Source organism: Caldimonas hydrothermalis (assembly GCF_056746695.1).
The window spans coordinates 510,066-529,890 of record NZ_JBWQXA010000001.1 but is presented as its reverse complement, the minus strand read 5'-3'; the positions used below and the strand labels follow the sequence as shown (position 1 = coordinate 529,890).

Annotated in this window: 25 protein-coding genes; 17 read left to right on the top strand and 8 right to left on the bottom strand. The window is 68.7% G+C overall.

Features of this window, described 5'->3' with window-relative positions; genetic code table 11:
• Positions 1-6 precede the first annotated feature (6 nt).
• The 9 genes from ccmB (at position 7) to AC1ECW_RS02580 (ending at position 6,959) form a co-directional block, all read left to right on the top strand.
• A complete protein-coding gene (gene ccmB, locus AC1ECW_RS02620) occupies positions 7-1,428 on the top strand; it encodes a heme exporter protein CcmB (RefSeq protein ID WP_481201125.1) in 1,422 nt (473 codons plus the stop codon).
• On the top strand, positions 1,425-1,565 hold the full coding sequence (locus AC1ECW_RS02615; RefSeq protein ID WP_481201124.1) for a hypothetical protein: 141 nt from the start codon (positions 1,425-1,427) through the stop codon (positions 1,563-1,565). The genes ccmB and AC1ECW_RS02615 overlap by 4 nt, the downstream gene beginning before the upstream one ends.
• On the top strand, positions 1,562-2,005 hold the full coding sequence (gene ccmE, locus AC1ECW_RS02610; RefSeq protein ID WP_481201123.1) for a cytochrome c maturation protein CcmE: 444 nt from the start codon (positions 1,562-1,564) through the stop codon (positions 2,003-2,005). Before AC1ECW_RS02615 ends, ccmE begins: the two co-directional genes overlap by 4 nt.
• Complete coding sequence (locus AC1ECW_RS02605; protein ID WP_481201122.1) at positions 2,002-3,948, top strand: heme lyase CcmF/NrfE family subunit; 1,947 nt, start codon at positions 2,002-2,004, stop codon at positions 3,946-3,948. The genes ccmE and AC1ECW_RS02605 overlap by 4 nt, the downstream gene beginning before the upstream one ends.
• A complete protein-coding gene (locus tag AC1ECW_RS02600; protein WP_481201121.1) occupies positions 3,945-4,493 on the top strand; it encodes a DsbE family thiol:disulfide interchange protein in 549 nt (182 codons plus the stop codon). The genes AC1ECW_RS02605 and AC1ECW_RS02600 overlap by 4 nt, the downstream gene beginning before the upstream one ends.
• On the top strand, positions 4,486-4,923 hold the full coding sequence (locus tag AC1ECW_RS02595; protein WP_481201120.1) for a cytochrome c-type biogenesis protein: 438 nt from the start codon (positions 4,486-4,488) through the stop codon (positions 4,921-4,923). Before AC1ECW_RS02600 ends, AC1ECW_RS02595 begins: the two co-directional genes overlap by 8 nt.
• The gene (locus AC1ECW_RS02590; protein ID WP_481201119.1) at positions 4,920-5,555 is read left to right on the top strand and encodes a tetratricopeptide repeat protein; all 636 of its coding nucleotides are present in this window, start codon (positions 4,920-4,922) and stop codon (positions 5,553-5,555) included. The genes AC1ECW_RS02595 and AC1ECW_RS02590 overlap by 4 nt, the downstream gene beginning before the upstream one ends.
• Positions 5,556-5,927: 372 nt before the next feature.
• Entirely contained in the window at positions 5,928-6,320 is a 393-nt protein-coding gene (locus tag AC1ECW_RS02585) for a VOC family protein (protein WP_481201118.1), read from the top strand.
• 12 nt (positions 6,321-6,332) lie between these two features.
• The gene (locus AC1ECW_RS02580; RefSeq protein WP_481201117.1) at positions 6,333-6,959 is read left to right on the top strand and encodes a LysE family translocator; all 627 of its coding nucleotides are present in this window, start codon (positions 6,333-6,335) and stop codon (positions 6,957-6,959) included.
• 195 nt (positions 6,960-7,154) lie between these two features.
• On the opposite strand, the gene AC1ECW_RS02575 is transcribed toward AC1ECW_RS02580, so the two are convergent.
• From AC1ECW_RS02575 to AC1ECW_RS02565, 3 genes are all read right to left on the bottom strand, one after another.
• Complete coding sequence (locus tag AC1ECW_RS02575; protein ID WP_481201116.1) at positions 7,155-7,535, bottom strand: hypothetical protein; 381 nt, start codon at positions 7,533-7,535, stop codon at positions 7,155-7,157.
• 130 nt (positions 7,536-7,665) lie between these two features.
• A complete protein-coding gene (locus AC1ECW_RS02570; protein ID WP_409706341.1) occupies positions 7,666-8,340 on the bottom strand; it encodes a LysE family transporter in 675 nt (224 codons plus the stop codon).
• A gap of 9 nt (positions 8,341-8,349) precedes the next feature.
• The gene (locus AC1ECW_RS02565; RefSeq protein ID WP_481201115.1) at positions 8,350-10,014 is read right to left on the bottom strand and encodes a GMC family oxidoreductase; all 1,665 of its coding nucleotides are present in this window, start codon (positions 10,012-10,014) and stop codon (positions 8,350-8,352) included.
• 202 nt (positions 10,015-10,216) lie between these two features.
• Here AC1ECW_RS02565 and AC1ECW_RS02560 point away from each other — a divergent pair, with 202 nt between their 5' ends.
• Complete coding sequence (locus AC1ECW_RS02560; RefSeq protein WP_481201114.1) at positions 10,217-10,711, top strand: VUT family protein; 495 nt, start codon at positions 10,217-10,219, stop codon at positions 10,709-10,711.
• A 3-nt stretch (positions 10,712-10,714) separates the two neighbouring features.
• Here AC1ECW_RS02560 and AC1ECW_RS02555 read toward each other — a convergent pair whose 3' ends face one another.
• From AC1ECW_RS02555 to AC1ECW_RS02540, 4 genes are read right to left on the bottom strand one after another with little or no spacing between them, the layout of a single operon-like run.
• A complete protein-coding gene (locus AC1ECW_RS02555; protein ID WP_481201113.1) occupies positions 10,715-12,424 on the bottom strand; it encodes a SulP family inorganic anion transporter in 1,710 nt (569 codons plus the stop codon).
• Positions 12,425-12,436: 12 nt separating this feature from the next.
• Positions 12,437-12,871, bottom strand: coding sequence for a DUF6691 family protein (locus AC1ECW_RS02550; RefSeq protein ID WP_481201112.1), 435 nt, complete (start codon positions 12,869-12,871; stop codon positions 12,437-12,439).
• A gap of 18 nt (positions 12,872-12,889) precedes the next feature.
• A complete protein-coding gene (locus AC1ECW_RS02545; RefSeq protein ID WP_481201209.1) occupies positions 12,890-13,321 on the bottom strand; it encodes a YeeE/YedE family protein in 432 nt (143 codons plus the stop codon).
• Positions 13,322-13,331: 10 nt separating this feature from the next.
• On the bottom strand, positions 13,332-13,643 hold the full coding sequence (locus AC1ECW_RS02540; protein ID WP_481201111.1) for an ArsR/SmtB family transcription factor: 312 nt from the start codon (positions 13,641-13,643) through the stop codon (positions 13,332-13,334).
• Between the two features lie 96 nt (positions 13,644-13,739).
• Here AC1ECW_RS02540 and AC1ECW_RS02535 point away from each other — a divergent pair, with 96 nt between their 5' ends.
• Positions 13,740-14,600 carry an MBL fold metallo-hydrolase gene (locus AC1ECW_RS02535; protein WP_409706323.1) on the top strand — a complete coding sequence of 287 codons (861 nt, stop codon included), beginning with the start codon at positions 13,740-13,742 and terminating at the stop codon, positions 14,598-14,600.
• Between the two features lie 7 nt (positions 14,601-14,607).
• Complete coding sequence (locus AC1ECW_RS02530) at positions 14,608-15,054, top strand: OsmC family protein (protein WP_481201110.1); 447 nt, start codon at positions 14,608-14,610, stop codon at positions 15,052-15,054.
• On the opposite strand, the gene AC1ECW_RS02525 is transcribed toward AC1ECW_RS02530, so the two are convergent.
• Positions 15,047-15,682, bottom strand: coding sequence for a MarC family protein (locus AC1ECW_RS02525; RefSeq protein ID WP_409706316.1), 636 nt, complete (start codon positions 15,680-15,682; stop codon positions 15,047-15,049). The genes AC1ECW_RS02530 and AC1ECW_RS02525 overlap by 8 nt on opposite strands.
• 198 nt (positions 15,683-15,880) lie before the next feature.
• Here AC1ECW_RS02525 and AC1ECW_RS02520 point away from each other — a divergent pair, with 198 nt between their 5' ends.
• From AC1ECW_RS02520 to AC1ECW_RS02500, 5 genes are read left to right on the top strand one after another with little or no spacing between them, the layout of a single operon-like run.
• Positions 15,881-16,915: an ABC transporter substrate-binding protein gene (locus AC1ECW_RS02520; protein WP_409706309.1), complete on the top strand. Its 1,035-nt coding sequence runs from the start codon at positions 15,881-15,883 to the stop codon at positions 16,913-16,915.
• Complete coding sequence (locus tag AC1ECW_RS02515; protein ID WP_481201109.1) at positions 16,912-17,715, top strand: ABC transporter ATP-binding protein; 804 nt, start codon at positions 16,912-16,914, stop codon at positions 17,713-17,715. Before AC1ECW_RS02520 ends, AC1ECW_RS02515 begins: the two co-directional genes overlap by 4 nt.
• Before the next feature lie 5 nt (positions 17,716-17,720).
• Positions 17,721-18,548, top strand: coding sequence for an ABC transporter permease (locus AC1ECW_RS02510; RefSeq protein WP_409661507.1), 828 nt, complete (start codon positions 17,721-17,723; stop codon positions 18,546-18,548).
• Between the two features lie 21 nt (positions 18,549-18,569).
• The gene (locus AC1ECW_RS02505; RefSeq protein ID WP_409661363.1) at positions 18,570-19,481 is read left to right on the top strand and encodes a hypothetical protein; all 912 of its coding nucleotides are present in this window, start codon (positions 18,570-18,572) and stop codon (positions 19,479-19,481) included.
• A gap of 23 nt (positions 19,482-19,504) precedes the next feature.
• Positions 19,505-19,792, top strand: coding sequence for a hypothetical protein (locus AC1ECW_RS02500; protein ID WP_409661360.1), 288 nt, complete (start codon positions 19,505-19,507; stop codon positions 19,790-19,792).
• Positions 19,793-19,825: the final 33 nt, after the last annotated feature.

Below are 19,825 nucleotides of genomic sequence, written 5' to 3'. Positions count from 1 at the left end.
CGGCCCATGCGCTCGCTGTTCTGGAGCCTGGTTCAACGCGACCTGCGCCTGGCTTGGCGGCGGCGGGTGGATCTGCTGCTGCCGCTGGGCTTTGCCGTCGCGGCCGTGAGCCTGTTCCCGCTGGCCGTGGGGCCCGAGACGGCCCTGCTGCGCCAGATCGCTGCGGGGGTGGTCTGGGCCTGCGCCTTGCTCTCGGCGCTGATGTCGGTGAGCACGCTCTTTGCGGGCGATGCTGCCGACGGCACGCTCGATCAGTTGCTGCTGGCCACGCCCAGTCCGGCGGTCATCGCAGCCGCACGCGCGGCGGGCCACTGGCTGCTGCACGGCGCGCCCCTCGTGGGGCTGTCCCCGCTGCTGGCCGCGGGCCTGGGCCTGCAAGGCGTGGCGCTGGCGGTGCTTTTCGCTGGCCTGGCCTTGGGCACGGTGATCTTCAGCCTGTGGGGCACGGTGGCGGCCGCGCTCACCGTGGGCCTGCGCCAGGCGGGCCTGCTGGTGATGCTCATCGTGCTGCCGCTGGCCGTCCCGGCGCTGGTGCTGGGCACGGGTGCCGTATCGGCGGCGCTGGGCGGCCTCTCGCCGCTGCCGCACCTGGCGCTGCTGGCGGCCTGGATGCTGGTGAGCGCCGTCGTGGCCCTGCCGCTGGCCGGCGCGGCCCTGCGCCTGGGGCTGGAGGCTGGCGGCGATGTGCCGGTGCGCTGGACGGGCTTGGCCGCGCCGCCGCGCTTGTTCGCCTTCACCGGCCGGCTGCTGCCGGCGCTGTGGGCCCTGGCCGCCGTGCTGGGCAGCGTGGGCCTCGTGTGGGGCCTGGGCCTGGCGCCTACCGATGCGCAGCAGGGCGAGGTCTATCGCATCGTCTACCTGCACGTGCCCTCGGCCTGGGTGGCCATGCTGCTCTACCTCGTGATGGCCTTCTGGGCCGCAGTGGGCTGGGTGGCCCAGGTGCGCACGGCCGGTGTGCTGGCGCGTGCCGTGGCGCCCACCGGGGCCTGGGCGGCGGCTGTGTGCCTGGTCACCGGCGCGATCTGGGGCCAGCCCACCTGGGGCACCTGGTGGGTGTGGGATGCGCGGCTCACCTCCATGCTCCTGTTGCTGCTGCTCTACCTGGGTGTCATCGCGCTCACCTCGGCCATCGAGGATGTGCAGCGCGGTGATGCAGCCGGCGCGCTGCTGGCCGTGGTGGGCGTGGTCAACGTGCCGGTCCTCTACTTCTCGGTGCGCTGGTGGTCCACGCTGCACCAGGGCGCCACGCTGCCGCTGGGCGACAGCCCGCGCATGGCCGCGGCCATGCTTTCGCCGCTCTTGATCATGGTGGGGGCCTACTGGGCCTACGCCGCCGCGGCCAGTCTCACACGCGCCCGCGCCCTGCTGATGCAACGCGAAGCCGGCGCCGCCTGGCTGAAGGCGCATCTCACGGAGAAGGCCGCATGAGCGACCCCACCCCCTTCCTCTGGGGCGCCTACGGCGCAGCCGGCGTGATGCTGCTGATCGAGATCGTGCGCCTGTGGCGTGCGCTGCAGCGTTCCCGCGCGCAGGCGCTGCAGGCCGACGAAGAGGAGGGCGCATGACTCCTCGCCAACGCCGCTTGGCCGTGGTCGTGGCCGTGCTGCTCACCGTGGTTGCGGCCTCGGCGCTGGTGCTCTATGCCCTGCGCAGCCAGATCGTCTTCTTCCGCACGCCCACCCAGGTGCTGGCCGGCGAAGCGCCGCTGGGCCAGGCCTTCCGCCTCGGCGGCCTGGTAGAGGAGGGCAGCGTGCAGCGCGACGGCCTGCAGGTGCGCTTTGCCATCACCGACACCGCGCAGCGCGTGAGCGTGGTCTACCAGGGACTGCTGCCCGACCTCTTCCGCGAAGGCCAGGGCGTGGTGGCCCAGGGTCGGCTCGATGCGCAGGGCCTCTTCCACGCGCAGCAGGTGCTGGCCAAGCACGACGAGAACTACATGCCGCCCGAGGCGAGCGAGGCCGTGTCGCGCGCGGTGCGGCCTGCCGTGGAAGAAGGCGCACGATGATCCCCGAGCTTGGCCAGATCGCCCTGCTGCTCGCCTTGGCCACCTCGGCCGTGCTGGGCGTGCTGCCGCTGTGGGGGGCTGCGCGTGGCCATGCGCCATGGATGGCGCTGGCGCGGCCGGCCGCCTATGTGCACCTGGCGCTCATCGCCGTGGCCTATGCCCTGCTCACGGCCAGCTTCGTGCAGCTCGATTTGTCCGTGGCCTATGTGGCCGAGAACACCCACCGCCAGCTGCCCCTGGTGTACCGGGTGGTGGGCGTGTGGGGCGGGCATGAAGGTTCGCTCCTGCTGTGGCAGCTCATCCAGGCCGCGTGGATGGCCGCACTGGCGCGCTTCAGCCGTTCGCTGCCTTTGCCGCTGGTGGCGCGCAGCCTGGCCGTGCTGGGCTGGATCGCCACGGGCTTTGCGCTCTTCGTGCTGATCACCTCCAACCCCTTCACGCGCCTGAGCCCCGTGCCGCTCGATGGCCACGACCTCAACCCCCTGCTGCAGGACCCGGGCATGGTCGTGCACCCGCCGCTGCTCTACATGGGCTACGTGGGCTTTGCGGTGGCCTTTGCGCTGGCGCTGGGCGCCTTGCTGGGCGGCCGGCTCGATGCCGCCTGGGCGCGCTGGATGCGCCCGTGGACGACGGTGGCCTGGCTCTTCCTCACGCTGGGCATCGCGGTGGGCAGCCTGTGGGCCTACCAGGTGCTGGGCTGGGGCGGCTGGTGGTTCTGGGACCCGGTGGAAAACGCCTCCTTCCTGCCGTGGCTCGCGGGCACCGCGCTCATCCACTCGCTGGCCGTCACCGACAAGCGCGGCGCCTTCCGTGCCTGGACGGTGCTGCTGGCGCTGCTCACGCTTTCGCTCTCGCTGCTGGGCACCTTCCTCGTGCGTTCGGGCGTCTTGAGTTCGGTCCATGCCTTTGCCACCGACCCGCAGCGCGGCCTGGCGCTGCTGCTGTTCCTGGCCGTGGTGGTGGGCGTGGCGCTGGCGGTGTATGCCTGGCGCGCGACCACGCTGGGCCTGGGCGGGCGCTTCGCCCCCGTCTCGCGGGAAACCGCACTGCTGCTCAACAACGTGCTGCTGGTGGTGGCCGTGGCCTCGGTGGGCCTGGGCACGCTCTACCCGCTGGTGCTCGACGCGCTCACGGGCGCCAAGATCTCGGTGGGCCCGCCCTATTTCGAAAGGGTCTTCGTGCCGCTGATGCTGCCGCTCGTCTTCCTGCTGGGCCTCGGCCCGCTGGCACGCTGGAAGGAGACCGAGCTGCCCGCGTTGGCCCGCCGCCTGCGCTGGGCCGCGGGGTTGTCGGTGGGCAGCGCCCTCGTGCTGGCTTGGTGGGCGGGGCAGCTGTCCTTCGGTGCCGTGCTGGGCCTGTGGATGGGGGCGTGGATCCTGTGCACCATCGCCACCGACCTGTGGGGCCACGGCCGCCGGCTCGGGCAGGCCCCGCGCGCGCTGTGGGGCATGTGGCTCGCACACGCCGGCGTGGCCGTGTTTGCGGTGGGCGTCACCATGGTGGGCAGCTACGCGCTGGAGCGTGATGCCGCGCTCTCGGCCGGCCAACAGGCCGAACTGGGCCCCTACACCTTTCACTTCCGTGGCGTGCGCGAAGTGCTCGGCCCCAACTACCGCGCCGCCCAGGCCTGGGTGGAAGTCACGCGCAACGGCGAGCCCGTCGCCCAGCTTTATCCCGAGAAGCGCCTCTACGCCAGCCAGGACACCCCGTTCACCGAACCCGCCATCGTGCACGGCCCGTTGCGCGACTTCTACGTGTCGCTGGGCGAGGTGCAGGCCGACCGCGCCACCTGGACGCTGCGCCTGCATGTGAAGCCCTTCGTGAGCTGGATCTGGGCCGGCACGGCGCTGATGGCCCTGGGCGGCGGCCTGGCCGCCAGCGACCGCCGCTACCGCGCGGCCCAGCGCCAGGCGGCTGCGCGTGCCGTGCAGGAGCCCGCATGAAGCCCAGCCTCGGCCCGATGCTGCGCGCGCTCGCACCGCTCCTGATCTTCCTGGCCTTGATCGCGCTGCTCTGGCGTGGCCTCTGGCTCGACCCGCTGGAAGTGCCTTCGCCCCTCATCGACAAACCCGCCCCGGCCTTTTCGCTGCCGCGGCTGGACAACCCCACCGAACGCGTCACCGGCCGCGACCTGCTGGGCCAGCCCTGGGTGCTCAACGTGTGGGCCTCGTGGTGCGGCCCCTGCACGGTGGAGCACTCGGTGTGGGTCGACTTTGCGCGGCGCCACCCCGTGGCGCTGGTGGGCCTGAACCACAAGGACCGCGACGACCACGCGCGCGCCTGGCTGCAACGCCATGGCGACCCCTACCGCCTCGTGCTGGTCGATGCCGACGGCCGCGCCGGCATCGACTTCGGCGTGTACGGCGTGCCCGAGACCTATGTCATCGACCGCCGCGGTCACGTGCGCCTCAAGCATGTGGGCATCGTCTCGCCCGAGTTCCTTCGCATGCGCATCGAGCCGCTGCTCCAGGAGCTGGCCGATGGCTGAAGGGCGCCGCTGCCTTGCCGTGCTGCTGCTCGCCGCGGCTTCGATGACGAGTGCACAAACCGCCGACGAGGCCGCGCTCGATGCGCGCGCCCGCGCCCTGGCCCGCGAACTGCGCTGCCTGGTGTGCCGCAACGAGACCCTGGCCGAATCGTCCGCCGCGCTGGCGCAGGACCTGCGCGCCGAACTGCGCCGCCTGTTGGCCGAAGGCCGCAGCGACGCCGAAGTGCGCGCCTTCTTCAGCGAACGCTATGGCGACGTCGTGCACTACCGCCCGCCGCTCAAGCGCAGCACCGCCGCACTGTGGTTCGGCCCGGCGCTGCTCCTGGCCGTGGGCCTGCTCGTGCTCGGCCTCACCCTGCGCCGCCGCCAGCGCCTGCCGGCCGCGGCCTTCGAGCCAGACGCCGACGATGCCGAGGAGGCCACCCGATGAGCCTCTTCCTCGTCTTCGCGGGCATGCTGGCGGCGCTCACCTTGATGGCTCTGTTGTGGCCCCTGCGCTCGCACGGCTTTGCCACACTCGTGGGCGTTGGCACCTTCACCCTGGCCCTCACCGCCGGGGGCTATGCCTGGCTGGGTTCGCCGCAGCACCTGGCCCCCCCACCGGCTGCGGCGCCTGCCCAAGCCCCACCCCTGATGCAGGCCATCGCCCAGTTCAGCGAGCGTGTGCAGCACGATCCCACCGATGCCCACGCCTGGGCCCAGCTCGCCCGCGCCCGCGCTGCGCTGGGCCGTGACACCGAAGCGCAGGACGCGCTGGAGACCGCAGCCCGCCTGCGCCCGCGCGACGCGGCCCTGCTCGCCCACCACGCCGACTTCCTGGCCCGCTTGCACGGCGGCCGCATCGACGACGCGATCCATGCGCTGGTGCAGCGTGCCCTGGCCCTGGAGCCCACCCAACCCGTGGCCCTCACGCTCGCCGCCATGGCCGCGCAGCAGCGCGGCCAGCCCGCGCAGGCGGCGCAGTTCTGGGAAAGACTGGCCGCCACGATCAAGGAAGATGACCCTTTGCGGGCCGAGGTGATGGCACGCGCCCGTGCGGCGCGAGCCACCGCCGAACGCTGAATCCCGCCGGGAAAGGGCCATGGGCGATCCGCTCCCGCGGCCAGGGTGTTCGAGCTGATGATCGTCCCCCGACGCCACCACGATCTGCAAGTTCCGCCACCTGCTCGAACGCCACCCTCATCGCAGCGCCGAGTTCGACCAAGAACGCCATCATCGGCGCGAGCGCCGGCCCTGGGGCGAGGACGAGGCCCAAAACGGCAGCGCAACCCGACCAAGCGCCGCAAGCGCGCGCGCATCCGCAGGCGCCCCTTCGGGGGGGGGTGTGCGGATCGACTTCCTGATCTCGCGGCGGCAGTCGGGCGACAATCTTGAAGTGTCGGCCACTCGTGCGGCCGGCCACCTTCCACCCCAGGACGATTCAGGAGACAGCCCATGTTCAGCCACGTGATGGTCGGATCCAACGACATCGAACGTTCGAAGAGGTTCTATGACGCCGTATTGGGTGTGCTGGGCGCAGCAGAGCCCTTGCGGCACCAGAACCGCACCGGACAGACGCGCTTGTTCTACCGGCACAACGGCGCGACCTTCTGTGTGAGTGAGCCGATCGACGGGCAGCCGGCCACTGCCGCCAATGGCGGGACCATTGGGTTCAAGTGCGAGTCGCCCGAGCAGGTGCGCTTGTTCCACGATACGGCCGTCGCGCATGGCGGCACATCGATCGAAGACCCGCCGGGGCTGCGGGACGACAAGCTGGGCGCCTTGTACCTGGCCTACGTCCGGGACCCGGACGGCAACAAGCTCTGCGCACTGCACAGGGTGAAGTAAGCTCACCCCACCATGCTCACCCCCGAACAGTTTTTCGGCTTCCTCCTGGCCGCCGTCCTCATCACCGCCTCGCCGGGCCCGGACAATCTCATGGTGCTGGGCATGGGCCTGTCGAAAGGGCGGCGCCACGGGGTGGCGTTTGGCCTGGGCTGTGCACTGGGCTGCCTGAGCCACACGGCGCTGGCCGTCATCGGCGTGAGCGCGGTCATCGCGGCCTCGCCGACGGCCTTCCTGGCGCTGCGAATCGGCGGCGGGCTGTACCTGATCTGGCTGGGCCTCCAGGCGCTGCGCAGCCGCGGCGGGGCGCAGGTGGCGCGTGGCGGCCTGGGTGACGGATCGCTGGCGCGGCTCTTTTTCAAGGGCGTGTTGGCCAACGCCATCAACCCCAAGGTGGTGCTGTTCTTCCTGTCCTTCCTGCCGCAGTTCGTGGTGCCGGCGAACGGCCAGGTGGGCTGGCAGATGGCGCAGCTGGGCCTTGTGTTCACGGTGCAGGCCGCGATCCTGTTTTCGCTGCTGGGGCTGTTCTCGGGCACCATCGGCCAGCGGCTGCAGAAAACCCCGCGCATCGGCCTGTGGCTCGACCGCATCGCCGGCGTCGTTTTCGTGGGGCTGGGGCTGCGGTTGATCGTGTCGAGGTAGGCGGGTGTCAGCGCCCCCCTCCCGCAGCCGACCGCTTGGGATCCCCGGTGGCCCGGGCTTCACGGCGCCGATCTGCGTGCCCGACGTGGTGGTGGTGATGGCGCGCGCTATGGCCGAAGGGGCCCAGGTGATGATGTCGGTGGCCGACCCGTTCGGGGACGAACGCAGCGGCGCGCTGATCGGTACGCGGCGCCCTCAGGTCACGACCCCGCGCACCGGCAGGGGCTGCACCGTGCCGGGCGGGGCTTGGAAGTCCTCGGCCGTTGCGAAGGCCAGGGCCAGGCTCGATGCGGCCAGCACCAGGGTCAAGGCATAGCGCATCAGGCGGCTCAGGCGCGTGGGCAGTGGCGCGCGCCGGCGGCGCACGGCCCACCAGTCGCGGGCGGCGAGCGCGGCAAAGCCGGCCAGCGCAAACAGCGTCACCGCCAAGGACCACAGCGACCAGCCGGCAAAGAGCGTGCCGGCCGTGGGGTGCACCTTGGCCGGCAGGAACAGGGCATCCTGGGCCAGCAGATAGCCCCCGGCTCCGCCGAGGGCGAGCGCCAGTGCGATGTTGACGATGATCCGGCCGAGCATGTCGCCTTGTCTCCTGGGGCGGTGGCCTGGTTCCGGGCCTCATCGTGCACCAGAGTGACCAAGTGTGCAATATGTCACACCCTGGCGGGCCGGCCTTGGGGGGGCGGGCGAGCGTGGTTCCCCAGGGGGGCTACAGCCGACGCTCCAGTGCGGCGGGCGAGGCGGCCGGCGGTTGAGCGGGCGATGCCAGCAGATCGCGCAGCGAGGCCAGGGCCAGCGCCAGGAAGGCCAGCGCGCACAGCCGGTAGGTGATGCGCGCCCAGCGGGCCCCGGCCCGACGGAACAGCCGGTCGACGATGGCGGCGCAGACGAAGCACCACAGCACCGACGAGGCCATGAAGCCGGCGAGGAAAAGGCCATAGTCGGCCGCCGTGGGTTGCTGCACGCCCACGGCGCCCAACGCGCTGCCCAGGGCCGCCCAGAAGGCGATGTTGTGGGGGTTGGTGAGCGACAGCGTCACACCCGAGCGCAGCGCCCGCGAGGTGCTGGCACGCGGCGCGCCGGCCACGTCGAGGTGGAGCTCGTGGCTGGCCGAGCGCCAGGCGTCCCACGACAGCCAGGCCAGATAAGCCACGCCGGCCAGGCCGATGGGCCAGCGCAGCGCCTGCACCTGCAGCAGCACGCCCACGCCGGCCAGGCCCAGCACGGCCCACACCCCGTCGCCCACCAGCGAGCCCACCTGCACCGCAAAGGCCGGACGGAAGCCGCCGCGCAGGCCCTGGCGCACGGTTTCGGCAAAGACGGCGCCGGGCGCGGCGTTGAAGACCAGGCCCAGCACGAAGGCAGCGGCAAACAGCGTGAACATAGGGGAATGTTAGCGGTGGGCCTCGGCGATCCACTGCGCGGCACGCTCGGCGATCATCAACGTGGGCGCATTGGTGTTGCCGCTGGTGATGGTGGGCATCACGCTCGCGTCCACCACGCGCAGGCCGGCCACACCGCGCACGCGCAAGCGGGTATCGACCACGGCGCCGGAGTCGTCGGCCGTGCCCATGCGGCAGGTGCCCACCGGGTGGAAGATGGTGGTGGCGATGTCGCCGGCCAGGCGGGCCAGTTCTTCATCGCTTTGGAACTGAACGCCGGGCTTGACTTCCTGCGGACGGTACTTCGCCAGCGCCGGCTGAGCCACGATGCGCCGCGTCAGGCGCAGCGAGTCGGCGGCCACCTGGCGGTCTTCGGGCGTGGAAAGATAGTTCGGCGCGATGCGCGGGGCGTCCTCGAAGCGCGGCGAGCAGATGCGCACATGCCCGCGGCTGGTGGGGTTGAGGTTGCACACGCTGGCGGTGAAGGCATCGAAGCGATGCAGCGGCTCGCCGAAGGCCTCGAGCGAGAGCGGCTGCACATGGTATTCCACATTGGGCCAGTCGTGCGCCGGTGACGAGCGCGTGAACGCGCCCAGTTGCGAGGGCGCCATGCTCATCGGCCCGCTGCGCTTGAAGGCGTATTCCAGGCCAATGCGCAGCCTGCCCCACAGCGAGTTCGCCAGGGTGTTCAGCGTGGTCACGCCTTGCACCGAGTACACCGCGCGGATCTGCAGGTGGTCCTGCAGGTTCTCGCCCACGCCGGGGAGCTCGTGGCGCAGCTCGATGCCAAGGTCGCGCAGCAAGGCGCCGGGCCCGATGCCCGAGAGTTGCAGCAGTTGCGGCGTGCCGATGGCGCCGGCGGTGAGCAGCACCTCGCGCGCGGCCTGCACCTGCTGCACGCCATGACGGGTGTGCACCTCGACGCCCCGGGCGTGCCAGCGGCCGTCGGGCCTGCGCTGCAGCAGCAGGCGGCTGGCCTGGGCGTGCGTCCACACCGTCAGGTTGGGGCGGCGCAGCGCCGGGCGCAGGAAGGCCTTGGTGGTGTTCCAGCGCCAGCCGCGGCGCTGGTTCACCTCGAAGTAGCCCACGCCCTCGTTGGTGCCACGGTTGAAGTCGTCGGTGGCCGGGATGCCGGCCTGCTGCGCGGCCTGCGCGAAAGCGTCGAGCACCTCCCAGCGCAGGCGCTGTCTTTCCACGCGCCATTCGCCGCCGTGGCCGTGCAGTTGCCGGAACCCGGGGTTGCCAGGGTCGGGCTGGTCCAGGCGCCAGTGGTCCTCGTGCAGCTTGAAGAAGGGCAGGCAGACCTCCCAGCGCCAGGCGTCGTCACGGGTGAGACGGGCCCACAGGTCGTAGTCGCGCGACTGGCCGCGCATGTAGATCATGCCGTTGATGCTGGAGCAGCCGCCCAGCACCTTGCCGCGCGGGTAGCGCAGCCGGCGGCCGTTCAGACCGGCATCGGGCTCGGTCTGATAGAGCCAGTCGGTGCGCGGGTTGCCGATGCAGTAGAGGTAGCCCACCGGGATGTGGATCCAGTGGTAGTTGTCGCGCCCGCCGGCTTCGAGCAGCAGCACGCGCTTGGACGCATCGGCGCTGAGCCGGTTGGCCAGCAGGCAGCCCGCCGTGCCGGCGCCGACGATGACGTAGTCGAACTGCAGACCGTTCGTCGTTGGCCTCATGCTCCACCTCCTGTCGCAGCAGCCCTAGTCTAGAGCGCGACACGCCGCGGCGGCGGCCCTGGGCGGTGCGGATGGCTGACCTCATTGTTCATCTGAATGAACAATGGGTGAATCGCGCCAGGACCACTTGCGCCGCGCGACAATCACGCCCGCTATGTCTCTCGTCCAAGACCTCCGCCCTCTCTGGCGCCCCATCCTTGCGATGGCGGCGGTGATCGTGCTCTCCAACGTGCTGGTCCAGTTCGTCATCAACGACTGGCTCACCTGGGGTGCCTTCACCTATCCGCTGATCTTTCTCGTCACCGACCTGACCAACCGAGCCGTGGGCCCGGCGGCCGCGCGCAAGGTGGCGGCCGTGGGCTTCGTGATCGCCGTGGGTGTGTCGCTGGCGCTGGCGCCTTGGCGTATCGCGCTGGCCTCGGGCACGGCTTTCCTGGCGGCCCAGGCGCTGGACATCGCCGTCTTCAACCGCCTGCGCCAGGCGAGCTGGTGGAAGGCGCCGCTGATCGGCTCGCTGCTGGCCTCGGTGATCGACACGGCGATCTTCTTCTACATCGCCTTTGCCGGCAGCGAGTTCGACTGGCTCATGCTGGGCGCAGGCGATCTGGCCGTGAAGTGGCTGATGGCCCTGGTGCTGCTGGCACCCTACCGCGCGATGCTGCCGCACCTGCAGGCCTGGGTGCCGGTGGCACGCTGAAGCTCAGACGGCGCCCAGCGTGCGCCGGGCCTGCTCGAAGGCCTCGTGGGTGCTCAGGTGGATCCGCCCTTCGAGCGCCTGGCCCAGCGGCGTGCCGCGCAGCCGGTCCATCACCGGGCCCTTGACCTCCGAGAGCGACAACGCGATGCCGCGGCGCGCCAGGCTGCGCTGCAGTTCGGTGAGCACGCCCAGCGCAGTGGTGTCGATCAGGTTCACGGCCGGGCATACCAGCAGCACCTGGCGGATGCCGGGATCGGCGGCCAGATGGGCTTCGATGCGATCCTCGATCACGGCGGCATTGGCGAAGTACAGGCTTTCGTCCACGCGCAGGGCCAGCAGGCCCGGCACCGTTTCGACCCGGTGGCGCTCGACGTTGCGGAAGTGCTCGGTGCCCGGCACGCGGCCCACCACCGCGATGTGCGGGTGGCTGCTGCGCCACACCAGCACCCCCAGCGAACAGGCCACGCCGATGGCAATGCCGGCTTCCACGCCCAGGGCGATCACCCCGGCGGCGGTGGCGATGAGCGACAGCACGTCGCCGCGGTCATAGTGCCAAGCCTCCTTCAGCGTGTGGGTGTCGATCAGCGACGTCACGGCGACGATGATGGTGGCCGCCAGCACGGCCTGGGGCAGGTGGTGGAAGAGGCCGGTGAAGGCTGCCACCACCAGGGCCATCAGGGCTGCGGAGATCACGCCGGCCAGCGGCGTGCGGGCGCCGGCCGCGAAGTTCACCACCGAGCGCGCGAAACCGCCCGTGACCGGATAGCCCCCAGAGATGGCGCTGGCCAGGTTGGCCGCGCCCAGGCCGAGCAGCTCGCGGTCGGGCCGGATGCGCTCTTGCCGCTTGAGCGCCAGCGACTGCGCCACGGATACGCTTTCGACAAAACCCACCAGCGAGATCAGCAGCGCGGGCAGCAGCAGCGGCCCGAGGGTTTCCAGGCGGGGCAGGGGCACCGCCAGCGAGGGCAGGCCCTGGGGCACGGCCCCCACGATGCGCACGCCGGCGGTCTCGGCCAGGCCCAGCGCGGCCACCAGGGCCGTGGTCACGAGCACGGCCGCCATCGGCGCCAGCTTGGCCAGCAGCTCTGCCGCACCGGCAGGCAGGCCCAGCCGGGCCAGGCCCTGCGCCAGGAAGCGCCGCGCGAGCCACAGGAACAGCACGCTGCCCCCACCCAGGGCCAGGGTGACCGGCTGGGTCTGCGGCAAGGCCTGCGCCAGCGCGGCGAGCGTCTCCCACACCCCGTGGGCCTGGACCTTCACGCCCAGCAGGTGCGGCAGCTGCCCCACGGCGATCACCACGGCCGAGCCGGTGATGAAGCCGCTGATGACCGGGTGGCTGAGGAAGTGCGCGAGGAAGCCCAGGCGCAGCGCGCCGAAAGTCAGTAGCATCACCCCGGACAGCAGGGCCAGCTGCATGGCCAGCGCCACGTACTCGGGCGAGCCGGGGACCGCCAGCGGCTGCAGGGCGCTGGCGGTCATCAGCGAGGCCACCGCCACCGGGCCGACGGCCAAGGTCATGCTCGAGCCCACCAGCGCATAGGCCACCAGCGGCAGCAGGCTGGCGTAGAGGCCCACCTGCGCAGGCAGGCCGGCGAGCAAGGCATAGGCCAGGCTCTGCGGGATCAGCATCACCGTGACGATGAGGCCGGCCGTGAGATCGCCCGCCAGCCATTCGCGGCGGTACTCACGCAGCCAGGCGGGCAGGGCGCGCATGGACCGCCTGTGTCAGGCGGCCGCGGCCCGCTTCTCGCGGGCGGCCTGCGCGAACTCGTAGAGGGCCATGCCGGCCAGCATCGCCAGCACGAACACCACCGCCTTGGGCTGCAGCGCCCCCAGAGACACCAGCGCCGGGCCCGGGCAGAAGCCTGCCAGGCCCCAGCCCACACCGAAGGTGAGGCTGCCCACGACGAGGCGGCGGTCGATGTCGCGTCGCTGGGGCAGGTGCATGGCGCCGCCCAGGAAGCTGGTGGTGCGGCGCTTGGCCACGGCAAAGGCGCCCACACCCACCAGGATGGCCCCGCCCATCACGAAGGCGAGCGAGGGGTCCCAGGCCCCGAACAGATCCAGAAAGCCCAGCACTTTGCCCGGATCGGTCATGCCAGACAGGATGAGGCCCAGCCCGAACAGCAGGCCCACGGCGAATTCAGTCAAGCGTTGCATGAGAGAGTCCCTCCAGCCTCAGGCGAACAGGTGACGAACGACATACACGGTGAGAAAGCCGGTGCCCATGAAGGCCAGCGTGGCCACCAGCGAGCGCGGCGACAGGCGCGACAGCCCGCACACGCCGTGCCCGCTGGTGCAGCCCGCGCCGTAGCGGGTGCCCACACCGACGAGCAAGCCGGCGATCACCAGCACGCCCCAACTGGCGTCGATGCGCGCCTCGGGCAGCGGGGCCAGCCCGGCGTAGACGGCGGGCGCAGCCAACAGGCCCAGCACGAAAGCCCATCGCCAGCTCGTGTCGCCGCGGCGCGGTCGCAGCAAGCCCGCCACGATGCCGCTGATGCCCAGCACCCGCCCATTGAGCAGGATGAACAAAGCCGCCGCCACGCCCAGCAACAGGCCGCCGGCCAAAGACATCCACGGGGTGAAATGCGTCCAATCGATCGTGATCATTCAAACCTCACTGGCAAAACTGTTCGTACAACACCCGCATCACGGCCAGGGCCTGGGGGCTGTCGATGCGGTAATGGATGTGCTTGCCCTCGCGGCGCGTGGCCACCAGGCCCTCGTCGCGCAACACGCCCAGCTGCTGCGACAGCGTGGGCTGGGTGATGCCGCACAAGGCCTCCAATTCCCCGACGCGGCGCTCGCCTTGTGACAGCTCGCACAACAGCAAGAGCCGGTCGGGGTTAGACAAGACCTTCATCAAGCGACAGGCGGCATCGGCCGCGGCGCGCACGCGCTGCGGGTCCAAAGCGAGATCGGGGTGCACAGGACCTCCTATCAGTTTCGTTGACAATAGTATATTGACAAACAAACTATCAGTCAATATATTGATCGCATCGACACTTCTTTGCGGAGCCTTCTGATGCAGCCCCAAGTGCAAGCCTTCTTCGACCCGGCCACCTGGACGGTGAGCTATGTCGTCTATGACCGCCCGGGCGGACATGCGGCGGTGATCGACTCGGTGCTGGATTTCGATCCGAAGTCCGGACGCACCCGTACCGTTTCAGCCGACCGCCTGATAGCTTTCGTGCGCGAGCAGGGCCTGACGGTGCAATGGATCCTCGAAACCCACGCCCACGCCGATCATTTGTCGGCCGCGCCGTACATCCGGCGCGAGCTTGGGGGACGCATCGCCATCGGTGCGGCCATCACGAAGGTGCAAGATGTGTTCAAGCGGGTGTTCCATTTGGAGCCCCAATTTCGCACCGATGGGGCGCAGTTCGACCATCTGTGGCAAGACGAAGAGACCTTCACGATCGGCGAGCTGCAGGCCCGAGCCTTGTCGGTGCCGGGTCACACCCCGGCGTGCATGGCCTACCAGGTGGGCGACGCCGTGTTCGTCGGCGACACCTTGTTCATGCCCGATGTGGGCACGGCCCGTTGCGATTTCCCGGGCGGTGATGCGCATGCCTTGTACCGCTCGGTGCGCAAACTGCTGAGCCTGCCGCCGCACACTCGCCTGTACATGTGCCACGACTATCCCCCGCCGGGTCGCGCGCCGGCCTGGGAGTCCACGGTGGCCGAGCAGCGCGCGCACAACATCCACATCCACGATGGCGTCAGCGAAGAGGCCTTCGTCGAGATGCGCACCAAGCGAGACGCCACGTTGGAGATGCCCACGCTGATCCTGCCGTCGGTGCAGGTGAACATCCGTGCCGGCGAACTGCCCCCGCCCGAGGCCAATGGCGTGTCGTATCTCAAGATCCCGGTCAATGCGCTGTGAGGGCCGCATGAGCGATGCCGTCATCACCGTCTCGCTGCAACAGCAACAGGACTATCGCTTCCATATCGAGTTCGGCGCCGGTGTGCCGGGACTCGTGGCCGATGAGCCCGCACCGCTGGGCGGCGGCGCCGGGCCCTCGCCGGTGCAGCTGCTGGCTGCGGCCGTGGGCAACTGCTTGAGCGATTCCCTGCTGTTTGCCTTGCGCAAGTACAAGCAGTCGCCCGAGCCTTTGCGTGCGCAGGTCACGGCCGACGTGGGCCGCAACGCCGAGGGTCGGCTGCGCGTGCTGAAGATGCGCGCCGTCGTGCATCTGGGCGTGCCGGCCGCCCAGATCGATCATCTGGAGCGTGCGCTGTCGCAATTCGAGGCGTTTTGCACCGTGACCCAGAGCGTGGGGGCGGGCATCCCCATCGAGGTGCAGGTCTACGACGCCGCGGGCCTGCGCCTCAAGTAGCGCCAGCCAAGGCCGGGAACAGTTTGAGCAGCCCCTCGGCCATGATCTCCACGGCCAGTGCGGCCAGGATCAGCCCCATCAGCCGGGTCATCACGTTGATGCCGGTGCGCCCGAGCAGGCGTGCGATGCGTCCGGCGGCCGACAGCGCCAGGAAGGCCGCCACGCCGATCACCACCCCATAGCCCACCAGCACGGCCAACTGCCACCAGTGGCGCGTCTGCTGGGCGTAGATCACCATCGTCGAGATCGTGGCCGGGCCGGTCAGCAGCGGGATGGTCAGCGGCACCACGGCGATGCTGGCACCTGCGTCGGCTTTCGTCTCTCCTTCGTCCACGTCCTCCTTGCGCGTCTCGGCCTGTTGCGCTTGCAGCATCTGCAGCGCACTGATCAGCAGCAGCATGCCGCCGCCCACCTGGAACGAGGCGATCGAAATGCCGAAGAACTCGATGATGCGCAGGCCCGCCAGCGCACTGATCGAGACGACGAGGAAGGCCGTGAAGGCACTCACCCGGATCGTGCGGCGCCGCTGCGCCTCGGTGAAGCCCTGGGTGAAGTGGATGAAGAAAGGCACCACGCCGATCGGGTTGACGATGGCCAGCAGGGCGATCAGGGGCTTGAGCAGGTCCATGGCGGGGCATTCTGGCGCCTGCTGCGGGCTTTTGCCAAGGACGGCGTGCGGAATCAGTCCGTGCGCTGCTGGTGGGGGGGCAGCAGCCCCAGCGGCCTTCGGGCAAGCACGTACAGCCCAGCCGGGACGCGGCCGTTACAGTGAACCATGACAGATGGCTTCTGCTGATCTGAACGATCCAACGACAGGAGACACACCATGAAGCGCCGCAGTTTTCTCGCCGCCTCCACCGCGTCGGCGGCCGCCCTGGCCTTTCCCGCGCTGGTGCAGGCCCAGGCCCTCGAAAAACCCAGGATGACCATCGCCGTGGGCGGCAAGAACCTGCTGTACTACCTGCCGCTGACGGTGGCCGAGACGCTGGGCTACTTCAAGGACGAGGGCCTGGACCTGACGATCGCCGACTTCGCTGGCGGCTCGCGCGCCCTGCAGGCCGTGGTGGGCGGCAGTGCCGACGTGGTCTCGGGCGCCTTTGAGCACACCATCAACATGCAGGCCAAGGGCCAGCGCATGCGCGCCTTCGTGCTGCAGGGTCGCGCGCCGCAGATCGTGCTGGGCGTGAACCCCAAGACGATGCCCAATTTCAAGTCGGTGGCCGACCTCAAGGGCAAGAAGATCGGCGTGACCGCACCGGGCTCGTCCACCAACGTGATGGTCAACTTCGTGCTGGCCAAGGCCGGTCTCAAGCCCAGCGACGTGTCCATCATCGGCGTGGGCGCGTCCAGCGGCGCGGTGGCGGCGATGCGCTCGGGCCAGATCGACGCCATCTCCAACCTCGACCCGGTGATCACGCTGCTGCAGCGCTCGGGCGACCTGAGAATCGTCACCGACACCCGCGTCGTGAAGGAAGCCGACCAGGTCTTCGGCGGCCCCATGCCCGCAGGGTGCCTCTATGCGCCGCAGGCCTTCCTCGACCGCCACCCCAACACGGCCCAGGCGCTCACCAATGCCATCGTGCGCGCCAACAAGTGGATCCAGCAGGCCGGCCCCTCCGACATCGTCAAGGCCGTGCCCGAGAGCTACCTGCTGGGCGACCGCGCGGTCTACATCGATGCCTTCCTGGCCGCCAAGGGGGCGCTCTCGCCCGACGGCAGCATTCCTGAGGCCGGCGCCGAGACCGCGCTGCGCGCGCTGCGCAGCATCGACGAGTCGCTCAACAACGTGCAGTTCGACCTCAAGGCCGTCTACACCAACGACTTCGTGAAGAAGGCCAACGCGAAGTACCCGAAGGCATGACGGCGCCGGCGCTTTCGCTGCAGGACATCACCTGCACCTTCGTCAGCCGGGACGACAAGACGCAGCGCTACACGGCGGTGCGCGATGTCACGCTGAACATCGCGCCTGGCGAGTTCGTCTCGGTGGTGGGCCCCACGGGCTGCGGCAAGAGCACGCTCTTGAACGTGGGGGCGGGTCTGCTGGCGCCCAGCAGCGGGCGCGTCGAGGTCTTCGGCCAGCCCCTGGACGGCATCAACACGCGCGCCGGCTACATGTTCCAGGCCGACTCGCTGATGCCCTGGCGTACGGCGGTCGAGAACGTGATGGCCGGGCTGGAGTTCCGCGGCGTGACGGACGCGCGCGAGCAGGCCGAGCTCTGGCTCAAGCGCGTGGGCCTGGGCGGCTTCGGCGACCGCTACCCGCATCAGCTGTCGGGTGGCATGCGCAAGCGCACCAGCCTCGCGCAGACGCTGGTGCTCGACCCCGACATCATCCTGATGGACGAGCCCTTCTCGGCCCTGGACATCCAGACCCGCCAGCTGATGGAAAACGAGGTGCTGCAGCTCTGGGCCGAAAAGAAAAAAGCGGTGCTCTTCATCACCCACGACCTGGACGAAGCCATCGCGATGAGCGACCGCGTGGTCGTGCTCAGCGCCGGCCCCGGTTCGCACCCCATCGGCGAATTCACCATCGACCTCGACCGCCCGCGCGACGTGGCCGAAGTGCGCGTGACCCCGCGCTTCATCGAGCTGCACCAGGCCATCTGGGACGTGCTGCGCGAGGAAGTGCTCAAGGGCTACCGGCAGCAGCTGGCGGCATGAACGACATGTGGCATCTCATCAAACCCAGCCCCCGGACCCTGCGTGTGTGGCAGGTGGGTGTGCTCGTGGTGGTCTTCGGCTTCTGGCACGTGATGACCAAGCCGGGCCTGCTGCCCACCTTCATCTTCGACAACGACCAGCAGGCCGCGTTCTTCTTCGGCGAGCCGCTCAAGATCTTCGGCCGCATCTGGAACTGGTTCTTCGTGGCGGCCGACATCTACCAGCACCTGTGGATCACCTTGGTGGAGACCCTGCTGGCCTTCGGCATCGGCACCGTGCTGGGCCTGGCCATGGGCCTGTGGCTGGCCCTCAGCCCCATGGCCGCGGCCATCCTCGACCCCTACATCAAGGCCGCCAACTCGATGCCGCGGGTGATCCTCGCGCCCATCTTTGCGGTGTGGTTCGGGCTGGGTATCGCCTCCAAGGTGGCGCTGGGGGTGACGCTGGTCTTCTTCATCGTCTTCTTCAACGTCTACCAGGGCGTGAAGGAGGTGAGCCCGGTGGTGCTGGCCAATGCCCGCATGCTGGGCGCCAGCCAGAAGCAGCTGCTGCGCCATGTGTACCTGCCCAGCGCGATGAGCTGGGTCTTCAGCTCGCTGCACACCTCGGTGGGCCTGGCCTTCGTGGGCGCGGTGGTGGGCGAATACCTCGGCTCGGCCCGTGGTGTGGGCTATCTCATCCTGCAGGCCGAGGGCAGCTTCGACATCAACACCGTGATGGCCGGCATCCTGGTGCTCACCGCCTTTGCGCTGGTGCTCGACGCCCTGGTGGGCGTGATCGAGAAGAAGCTGATGAAGTGGCAGCCGAAGAGCGGAGAGACGGAGAAGCTGTAGTTTTGGCGTAAATCAAGAAACTTGGCGAAAGGCACCTTTTACATGACTGGTTCACTGAGTTCTTTGGAAACAACTCTGCGCAACGAGCGCCAATACGAGGTCTTGGTGCAGGCTAACGGGCATGCCAACTCTGACTCGATGCCCCTACGGTACGGCCTGCACTTCAGAGCGGACACTATACTCAAGCTCAACGGAGTCGAGTTTCTACATCGTGATCATCAGCATCCCGATCGATTCCACGTTGAGGCCTGCTTTGAACCTCCAGCGGGGCGACTAGCCGCTGGCCATTTTGTCCTCGCGGTCAAGCCTGGATACCAGCACCCAATTGTCGTCACTGTTTGGCGTCACGACATGAAGACAGAGACTCACCTGTCTGAGGTCATGATGCTATTGCGAAGAAAAGGGTTTTTGGATTCTGAACAGCTACTTGAGATGCATCCTCTTTACGATCGGGGAGAGGTGCGAACACACGCAGATCTGGTTCATCAACTGACTTTAAAGTTGTCTGGTGAAAAGCTTGCCGCTATGGAGGCAGCCCTCAAAAATGCCATTGAACGCAGCGATGCGCTTGAACAGGAGATTGAAGTGCTGATATCAAAGGTCGAAGAGTTGGAGGCTGAGAAGGCACGTATTGAGGCGGAAAAGGCTGCCGCTCTGAAAGAGCGCAGCGAAGCGACGCTTTCGTCGGCGGACACCCTCCTCGAGGTTCTTGAGAATCAAATGCACAGGGGCTCTCTCTGCACGATTCTGGTGTTGGGTGACGGAAGTCGTAGACACATGAAGACGGCAACGTTTGACCCGAACGGAGAAGTCACTAGGAAGGCAAGAAGTCTGATCGGCCATCGGGTAAGAGTCTCGTGCTGGGATCCCATCGGTCAACCAGGGAAGTGGAGTAGCCAAGGCTACTTCCGAAACATCTATTTGGCTGAATAATGTTAGCCTCTGGGAGAAAAATAATGATCCTGAAATATATTATCAAGAACAATACAAGCGGTGATTTTCCGCTTGATCCTGGCGAGGCATGGCAATTCATTGTGGACGTGACTGATCCAGAGGAAGCCTGCACGCAAATAGAGAAGGTGAAATCCTCCGCTGCTCAATTTGGGCACGACATCATGAACGTGTATCTTGACGGCGAGCCCTTCGACGCCAAGGCGCACTGGACGTCAGGGGCTGACGCGGACGCTTTTCCGTACGATGACACGATCGCGGTGAGCCAAGTTCGGGATGAGACACAGAAGTAGCGGCGGCGACCTACATCCTTTCCCCGCCAAGCG